The sequence below is a fragment of the Streptomyces sp. NPDC046939 genome (assembly GCF_040644575.1).
In the GTDB taxonomy this organism is placed as follows: Bacteria; Actinomycetota; Actinomycetes; order Streptomycetales; family Streptomycetaceae; genus Streptomyces.
In genome coordinates this window covers 157,610-166,206 of the sequence record NZ_JBEYWV010000021.1, presented here as the reverse complement: position 1 = coordinate 166,206, position 8,597 = coordinate 157,610, and the positions used below count along the sequence as shown (strand labels likewise).

Sequence of the window (8,597 nt, the reverse complement as noted above, 5' to 3'; positions counted from 1 at the left end):
TGGTTTGTGTCTTTTTTTATCTTGGTGTTTTGGTGCGGGCCCGGGCTTTTCAAGCCCGGGCCCGCTTCTTTCGCTGCAGCGTCTGCCTTGTTCCGGTCGTGGTGCGGCTGACGGTCGTGGTCCGTCCTCGCGCAGTTCCCCGCGCCCCTGGCGGGGCGTGTCTGTCCGGTGATCGGCTCTTACGGGCGCCTTGCCGACGTGACTCGGTAGACGTCGTAGACGCCCTCCACTCCCCTGACCGCCTTCAGGACGTGGCCCAAGTGCTTCGGGTCGCCCATCTCGAACGTGAAGCGGGAGGTCGCCACCCGGTCGCGGGAGGTCTGGACCGCCGCCGACAGGATGTTGACGTGCTGGTCCGACAGGACGCGGGTGACGTCCGACAGCAGGCGCGAGCGGTCCAGGGCCTCCACCTGGATGGCGACCAGGAAGACCGAGGACTGGGTGGGCGCCCATTCGACGTCGAGGATGCGCTCGGGCTCGCGGGAGAGCGAGTCCACGTTGACGCAGTCGCTGCGGTGGACCGAGACGCCGCTGCCGCGCGTGACGAAGCCGATGATCGGGTCGCCGGGCACGGGCGTGCAGCAGCGCGCCAGCTTCACCCAGACGTCGTCGACGCCCTTGACCACGACGCCAGGATCGGCGTTCGAGCGGCGCTTGGAGCGGCCGCGCGACGGCGGAGCGCTCTCTGCGATGTCCTCGTTGGCCGCCTCCTCGCCACCGAGCGCCTGGACGAGCTTCTGCACGACGGACTGCGCCGTGACGTGCCCCTCGCCGATGGCCGCGTAGAGCGACGAGATGTCCGGGTAGCGCATCTCGTGCGCCAGCGTGACCAGGGAGTCGCCGGTGAGGATGCGCTGGATCGGCAGGTTCTGCTTGCGCATCGCGCGCGCGATGGCGTCCTTGCCCTGCTCGATCGCCTCGTCCCGGCGCTCCTTGGAGAACCAGGCGCGGATCTTGTTGCGCGCACGGGGCGACTTGACGAAGCCCAGCCAGTCGCGGGACGGACCCGCGCCGGCCGCCTTGGAGGTGAAGACCTCCACCAGGTCGCCGTTGTCCAGCGTCGACTCCAGCGGTACGAGGCGGCCGTTGACCCGCGCCCCTATGGTGCGGTGGCCGACCTCGGTGTGGACCGCGTACGAGAAGTCGACCGGGGTCGCGCCCGCCGGGAGCGCTATGACGTCGCCCTTCGGCGTGAACACGAAGACCTCGTTGCGCGACAGGTCGAAGCGCAGGGACTCCAGGAACTCGCCCGGGTCCTCCGTCTCCTTCTGCCAGTCGAGCAGTTGGCGCAGCCACGCCATGTCGTTGAGGTGGTCGTCCTTGCCGGAGGTGCGGGGCGCGTCGCTGCGGACCTTGGAGGCGCCCGCGACGGCCTCCTGCTTGTACTTCCAGTGCGCGGCGATGCCGTACTCGGCGCGGCGGTGCATGTCGAACGTACGGATCTGCAGCTCGACGGGCTTGCCGTTGGGGCCGATGACCGTCGTGTGCAGCGACTGGTACATGTTGAACTTGGGCATCGCGATGTAGTCCTTGAACCGCCCCGGAACCGGGTTCCAGCGGGCGTGGACGGTGCCCAGTGCCGCGTAGCAGTCGCGGACCGTGTCGACGAGGACGCGGATGCCCACCAGGTCGTAGATCTCCGCGAAGTCACGGCCGCGGACGATCATCTTCTGGTAGACGCTGTAGTAGTGCTTCGGGCGGCCGGTCACGGTGGCCTTGATGCGGGCCGCGCGCAGGTCGCTCTGCACCTCGTCGGTCACTATGGCCAGGTACTCGTCGCGCTTGGGGGCGCGCTCGGCCACGAGCCGCACGATCTCGTCGTACATCTTGGGGTAGAGGATCGCGAACGCGAGGTCCTCCAGCTCCCACTTGATGGTGTTCATGCCCAGGCGGTGGGCGAGCGGCGCGTAGATCTCCAGGGTCTCGCGCGCCTTCTTCTCCTGCTTCTCGCGCTTGAGGTAGCGCATGGTGCGCATGTTGTGCAGGCGGTCGGCGAGCTTGATGACCAGGACGCGCGGGTCCTTGGCCATGGCGACGACCATCTTGCGCACGGTCTCCGCCTGCGCGGCCTCGCCGAACTTGACCTTGTCCAGCTTCGTCACGCCGTCGACGAGGAGGGCGACCTGGTCGCCGAAGTCCCGCTTCAGGGTGTCCAGGCCGTACTCGGTGTCCTCGACGGTGTCGTGCAGCAGGCCCGCCATCAGCGTCGCCGGGTCCATGCCCAGCTCGGCGAGGATCGTCGTCACGGCGAGCGGGTGCGTGATGTACGGGTCGCCGCTCTTGCGCTTCTGGCCGCGGTGCCAGCGCTCGGCGACCTGGTAGGCGCGCTCGATCTGGCGCAGCGTCGACGTCTCGATCTTCGGATCGTTGCCGCGCACGATCCGCAGCAACGGTTCGAGGACCGGGTTGTACGGGTTCGAACGCTGCACGCCGAGACGGGCCAGGCGGGCACGGACGCGGTTGGAGGAGCCCGAGCGGGCCGCGGGCTGGTTCGTGGCGGAGCGGATCGCGGGCGGCTGCGTGGCACGCGTGTGCTCGGAGGGCCGGGAACGTGGCTGCTCGGCCGCCTTGCCGTTCGCGGCGCCCGCGGGCTTCGCCGCGCCCTGCCCGTTCTTCGCGGGCGTGGCGGAGGACCCCGCGGCCGGATCGGCGTGCTGGTCGGGCTTGGCGGCGGTGAGTGGCTTGGCCTCGTCTGGCAACGGCGCTCCTTGTGCGCGACGGGTCCCCGTGCAGGTCCCGGAACGTCCATGGTATCGAGCCGGCGGCCATAGCACGTATTCGGCCGCTGGGACGCCTGTGTACTGGGGAAACACCGGAGGCGGGCGCCGGATTCCGCCAGGCCCGCCCCTTTCCTTTCGCTCAGACGACGAGCAGGGCCTCCAGCGGGGCGCCGTCGAGGGCGGGCTCCACACGCGCGCGGCCGGGCAGAAAGCCCAGCTCCATGAGGACCGCGACGCCCGCGACCTGGGCGCCGGCCCGGCGGATCAGATGCAGGGCGGCCTCGGCGGTGCCGCCGGTGGCCAGCACGTCGTCGATGACCATGACGCGGTCACCGGCGGCCAGATCCTCGGCGTGCACCTCGATCTCGGCGGACCCGTACTCCAGGTCGTAGGACTGCGCCAGCGTCGCTCCGGGCAGCTTGCCCGCCTTGCGTACGGGGATGAAGCCGAGCCCCGCGCGGACGGCGACGGGGGCGCCCAGGATGAACCCGCGCGCCTCCAATCCCACGACCTTCGTCGCGCCGTGCCGCACGCACAGCTCGGCGAGCGCGTCGGTGAGGGCGGTGAACGCCTCGGGGTCGGCGAGCAGCGGGGTGATGTCCTTGAACATCACCCCCGGCTCCGGGTAGTCCGGAACGTCCCGGATGCGGCTGAGGAGCAGTTCCTTGATGTCGGTCATTTCTGCACCTCAGGCAACGTGGGAAGCGAGTTTTGGCGGACGAAACCTTAGCAGCCACGCCCTTACCGGGACGACGCGGGCGCCGGGTGCCCGAGTACGTTCCCGGTGTCCTACGGCAACGACATGGGCGCCGGGAGTCTTTCGGCTCCCGGCGCCCATGTCACGTACTGCTGCCGCAGGCTCAGCGGCGCTTGCCCGAGGGGCGGGTTCGGCCGCGGGAGCGGGAGGGCTGGGTGCGGGGGCCCGCACCCGCCGGGGCGGCGTCCTCCGGTTCGGCGTCCGCCTGGTGGCCGACGACCGCGGCGGCCGTCTCGGCCTGGGCGGCGGTGGCGGCCCGCTTGGCGAGCACCCGCTTCTTCAGCGCCTTCATCTTCGGCTCGCGCTCCTTGAGGTCGGCGACCAGCGGAGTGGCGATGAAGATCGAGGAGTACGCACCGGCGGCGAGGCCGACGAAGAGCGACAGGGAGATGTCGTTGAGCATGCCGGCGCCGAGGAAGCCGCCGCCGATGAACAGCAGGCCCGCGACGGGCAGCAGCGCGACGACCGTGGTGTTGATCGAGCGCACCAGGGTGCTGTTGATCGACCGGTTGGCGATGTCGCTGTAGGTCCAGCGGGTCTGCTTCTCGATGCCCTTCGTCTGCTCCTTGAGGGAGTCGAAGACGACGACGGTGTCGTAGAGCGAGTAACCGAGGATCGTGAGCAGACCGATCACCGTGCCGGGCGTGACCTCGAAGCCCACCAGGGCGTAGATCCCGACGGTGATGGTGATGTCGTGGATCAGGGCGACGAGCGCCGCGACGGCCATGCGCCACTCGAAGGCGATCGCCAGGTAGATCACGACGAGGACCATGAAGATCGCCAGACCCTGCCAGGCCTTGTTGGCGATGGTGTCACCCCAGCTGGGGCCGACCAGATCGGCGTTGATCTTGTTCTGGTCGATGCCGAGGTCCTTGGACAGCTCGGACGAGATCTCGTCCGACTTGCCCGTGTCGATCCCCGCGATCTGGATGCGCAGGCCGCCCGTGCCGAGCTCCTGCACGATCGCGTCGTGCCCCGACGCCTTCTCCGCGTACTCCTCCGCCTTGGCGGCCGAGACGCTGGTCTTGGGCGTCGTGAAGACGGCGCCGCCCTCGAAGTCGATGCCCATGTTCAGGCCGCGCACCGCGAGGCCGACGATCGCCGTGATGGTGATCAGGATCGAGACGCCGTACCAGATCTTGCGCTTGGCGATGAAGTCGTAGCCGACCTCACCGCGGTAGAGCCTGGCGCCGAGATTGCCGAGCTTCGACATCTCACGCCTCCTTCGGGTCGCTGGAGCCGGCGGCGGGGGCGGTGCGGCGCGTCGAGCGCCTGCGCAGCGGCGGCTGGGCGCCGAGCCGCTTCGGGTCGAGGCCCGACCACTTGTGTCCGCTGGAGAAGAACTTCCTGCGGGCCAGGAGCGTCATCAGCGGCTTCGTGAAGAGGAAGACGACGACCACGTCGAGCAGGGTGGTCAGGCCGAGCGTGAACGCGAAGCCCTGCACCTTGCCGACGGTCACGATGTAGAGCACCGCGGCCGCGAGGAACGACACGAAGTCGGAGACCAGGATGGTGCGCCGGGCGCGCGGCCAGGCGCGCTCGACGGCGGGCCGCACGGAACGGCCCTCGCGGACCTCGTCCCGGATGCGTTCGAAGAACACGATGAACGAGTCCGCGGTGATGCCGATGGCGACGATGGCACCGCAGACGGCCGGCAGGTTCAGCGCGAAGCCGATGGCCGGGCCGAGGAGCGTCATCAGCGTGTACGTGAGGATGCCGGAGGCGACCAGCGAGGCGAGGGCGATGACCGACAGGCCCCGGTAGTAGACCACCAGGTAGATGACGACCAGGGCGAGGCCGATGGCGCCCGCGATCAGACCGGCGTGCAGTTGCTCACCGCCGAGCGCGGCGGTCACCGTGGTGACGCTCTGCTCGTGGAAGGTGAGCGGCAGGGCGCCGTAGGACAGGACGTTGGCCAGGTCCTGGGCGGATTCCTGGGTGAAGCTGCCGGAGATCTCGGCGCTGGCGCTCAGCGTCGAGCTGACGCTGGGGGCGGAGACCACGTCGCCGTCGAGCACGATGGCGAACTGGTTCATCGGCGACTGCTGGTCCTTGAGCTTGCTGGTCGTCGCCGCGAACTTCTTCGAGCCACCGCCCGTGAAGTCCATGTTGACGACCCACGCGCCGGACTGCTGGTTGATGACGGCCTGGGCCTTCTTGACGTCCTTGCCGTTCACCTCGGACGGGCCGAGGATGTACTTCTCCCACTGCCCCTGCGAGTCCTTGCCGCAGGCGACGATGGTGTCGGTCGGCTTGGCGCCCTCGTTGACCTTCGTGCGGGCGGCCTTGTCGGTGCAGTCGAGGTCGGTGAACTTCTTCTGCAGCGCGGTGGTCGCCGGGTCGGCGGACGCGCTCGGGGACGCGCTCCCGGAGGGGGTCGGCGAGGCCTTGTCGTCGGCGGTGTCGGCCTTCAGGGCGTCGGTGACGGCGCGGCCCTGCGAGGTGGCGGTGGGGGTCGGCGTGGCGGACGGGGACGCCTTGCCGTCGCCCTTCTCCGTCGCCTTGTCCGTGGCCTTGTCCGTCGCCTTGTCGCCGGACGAGGCGCTCGGGGACGGGCTCGCCGTGGGGTTGCCCGTGGGGGCGCCCGCGGCCACCGTCAGCACGGGGCGGAAGTAGAGCTGCGCGGTCGTGCCGACCTGCGCGCGCGCCTGCTTCTGGTTCGTGCCCCGGGGGATGTTGACGATGATGTTGTTGTTGCCCTGCGTCTGGACCTCGGCCTCGGAGACACCCATGCCGTTGACGCGGCGGTTGATGATGTCCGCCGCGGTGTCCATGTTGGTCTTGTTGATCGCGTTGGGCTGGCCCGGCTCGTTCTTGGCCTCCAGCGTGATGCTGGTGCCGCCCGCGAGGTCGATACCGAGGCGCGGCGTGAACTCACCGGCGAGGAACATTCCCCCGACGAGCGCCACCATGATGATCACGATCAGGCTCAGAGCACGCCCCGGCCTGCTCTGGGTCCCTGACCCTCGGCTCTTTTTAGGTGTGGCCACCTTCTCGTACTCCCTCTCCATCCGCCCTGCGTCGGGGGTTCGTCCCCGCACCGCCCGGGCGGCCATGAAATGGTCGAGAATCCACGCGGGTCACGTACGGGACGGAACCGCGGCGACGCAAGCGGTCGCCTCCGCGGTCCCGGCCGTGACTACTTCGCGTCGGACTCGCCGTCGGTCTTCTTCGGCTCGGCGTCGGCGGCCTTGTCGGCCTCGGCGGCGGGCTCGCCGGCCGTGTCGGCCACGTCCTTCTTGCCGAGGTCGATGCGCGAGTCGTCAGCGGCGGCGGGCTCGTCGGTCCCGGTGAGGGAGGACGCGTCGTCGGGGACGACGGCGGCGTCGGTCAGCTCGTCGTCCTCGGTGGCCTCGGCGCCGTGGACGATGCGGTTGTACTCGTCGTCGGAGAGCACCGCGCCGATCGCGTTCTTCGCGAACATGAGGTGCACGCCGGGGCCGGCGTCCAGGAGGACCGTGTCCTCGTTGACCTCCTTGACCGTGGCGTACATGCCCCCGATCGTGCGGACGCCGGAACCGGGCTGCATGTCATTGCGCATCTGGGCGGCCTGCTGCTGCTTCTTCTTGGCCGACCGGGTCATCAGGAACATGGCCCCGATGAGCACGATGAACGGGAGGAGGGTCACGAGACTCACGGGTGGGAACTTCCTTCAGCGACCGCGATGGGAGCGGCCTTGTTGGGTTTGGGGGTGCCGTCGCCGAGAAGGCGACTGTCGGCGGAGTCTAAGCGAGTCCGCACGGTGGGAACAACGCTCAGCATGGCACCGGGGTTCCAGGCCCGGCGAGCGCCCGCGCCGTCGGAGCCCGCCTTTGCGCCGCCGCCGTCCGCGCGGAGCGCGGGCGCGGCGACGGCCGGTGCGGGCGATCACGGCCTCCGGCCGGACGCCGGGGCGTACGGAGCCCCAGGTCACGCGGCGAGATCAGGTGTCCCGCGGTGCTGTGCGGCGAGCACGCGCGGCGGCGGCCGGAGCACAGGCTCGCGGGCAGGCCGTCAGGCCCCGAAGAGGTCCTGTTGGCCGGAAGCGCCCGCTCGCTCCTGGGGCGGGGTGAGCCCCAGGTGGGCCCAGGCGGCCGGGGTGGCGACGCGGCCCCGTGGCGTACGGGCCAGCAACCCTTCGCGTACGAGGAAGGGCTCGGCCACCTCCTCGACCGTCTCGCGCTCCTCCCCCACCGCGACCGACAGCGTCGACAGGCCCACGGGTCCGCCGCCGAACAGCTTGAGCAGCGCCTCCAGGACGGCCCGGTCGAGGCGGTCGAGGCCGCGGCCGTCGACCTCGTAGACGGCGAGCGCGGCGGAGGCGACGTCCCGGGTGATGTGGCCGTCGGCCTTGACCTGCGCGTAGTCGCGGACGCGGCGCAGCAGGCGGTTGGCGATGCGCGGAGTGCCGCGGGAGCGCCCGGCGATCTCGGCGGCGCCCTCGGCGTCGATCTCCAGGTCGAGCAGGGAAGCGGAGCGGTGGATGACGCGCTCCAGCTCGGCGGGCTCGTAGAACTCCATGTGCGCGGTGAAGCCGAAGCGGTCGCGCAGCGGGGGCGGGAGCAGGCCCGCGCGCGTGGTGGCGCCGACGAGCGTGAAGGGGGGCAGTTCGAGGGGGATGGCGGTGGCGCCGGGGCCCTTGCCGACGATCACGTCGACGCGGAAGTCCTCCATCGCCATGTAGAGCATCTCCTCGGCGGGCCGGGACATGCGGTGGATCTCGTCGAGGAAGAGGACCTCGCCCTCCTGGAGGGAGGACAGGATCGCGGCGAGGTCGCCCGCGTGCTGGATGGCGGGGCCCGAGGTGATGCGGATCGGGGCGCCCATCTCCGCGGCGATGATCATGGAGAGGGTGGTCTTGCCGAGGCCGGGCGCTCCGGAGAGCAGGACGTGGTCGGCGGTGGCCCCGCGCGCGCGTGCGGCGCGCAGCACCAGGTCGAGCTGGACCCTGACCTTCTCCTGGCCGATGAACTCGCCGAGGTCCTTGGGGCGCAGGGCCGCTTCGACGGCCTGGTCCTCGCGGTCGGCGGCGGAGCCCACCAGACGCTCGGGGTCCGGCGCCGCGTCGGTCGGGTCGTCCCAGTTCATTACGTGTGCCTCGCGTTGCGGGTCGGAGTCGGTCGGGCGGTCAGGCGGTCAGC

6 protein-coding genes are annotated in these 8,597 nt (G+C 70.3%); all 6 read right to left on the bottom strand.

Translation table 11 applies throughout. From position 1 onward, the window contains the following. Positions 1-179: 179 nt before the first annotated feature. On the bottom strand, positions 180-2,699 hold the full coding sequence (locus ABZ877_RS23625; protein WP_361074358.1) for a RelA/SpoT family protein: 2,520 nt from the start codon (positions 2,697-2,699) through the stop codon (positions 180-182). Positions 2,700-2,859: 160 nt separating this feature from the next. Then, positions 2,860-3,399 (bottom strand): adenine phosphoribosyltransferase, encoded by a 540-nt coding sequence (locus ABZ877_RS23620; RefSeq protein WP_361074356.1) that lies wholly within the window; start codon positions 3,397-3,399, stop codon positions 2,860-2,862. Between the two features lie 181 nt (positions 3,400-3,580). After that, positions 3,581-4,690 carry a protein translocase subunit SecF gene (gene secF, locus ABZ877_RS23615; RefSeq protein WP_361074354.1) on the bottom strand — a complete coding sequence of 370 codons (1,110 nt, stop codon included), beginning with the start codon at positions 4,688-4,690 and terminating at the stop codon, positions 3,581-3,583. A 1-nt stretch (position 4,691) separates the two neighbouring features. Next, positions 4,692-6,467, bottom strand: a complete 1,776-nt coding sequence (gene secD, locus ABZ877_RS23610) for a protein translocase subunit SecD (RefSeq protein ID WP_361074376.1) — start codon at positions 6,465-6,467, stop codon at positions 4,692-4,694. A 149-nt stretch (positions 6,468-6,616) separates the two neighbouring features. Further along, positions 6,617-7,114, bottom strand: coding sequence for a preprotein translocase subunit YajC (gene yajC, locus ABZ877_RS23605; protein WP_361074352.1), 498 nt, complete (start codon positions 7,112-7,114; stop codon positions 6,617-6,619). Between the two features lie 356 nt (positions 7,115-7,470). Beyond that, complete coding sequence (gene ruvB / locus ABZ877_RS23600) at positions 7,471-8,544, bottom strand: Holliday junction branch migration DNA helicase RuvB (RefSeq protein ID WP_361074350.1); 1,074 nt, start codon at positions 8,542-8,544, stop codon at positions 7,471-7,473. Positions 8,545-8,597 lie beyond the last annotated feature (53 nt).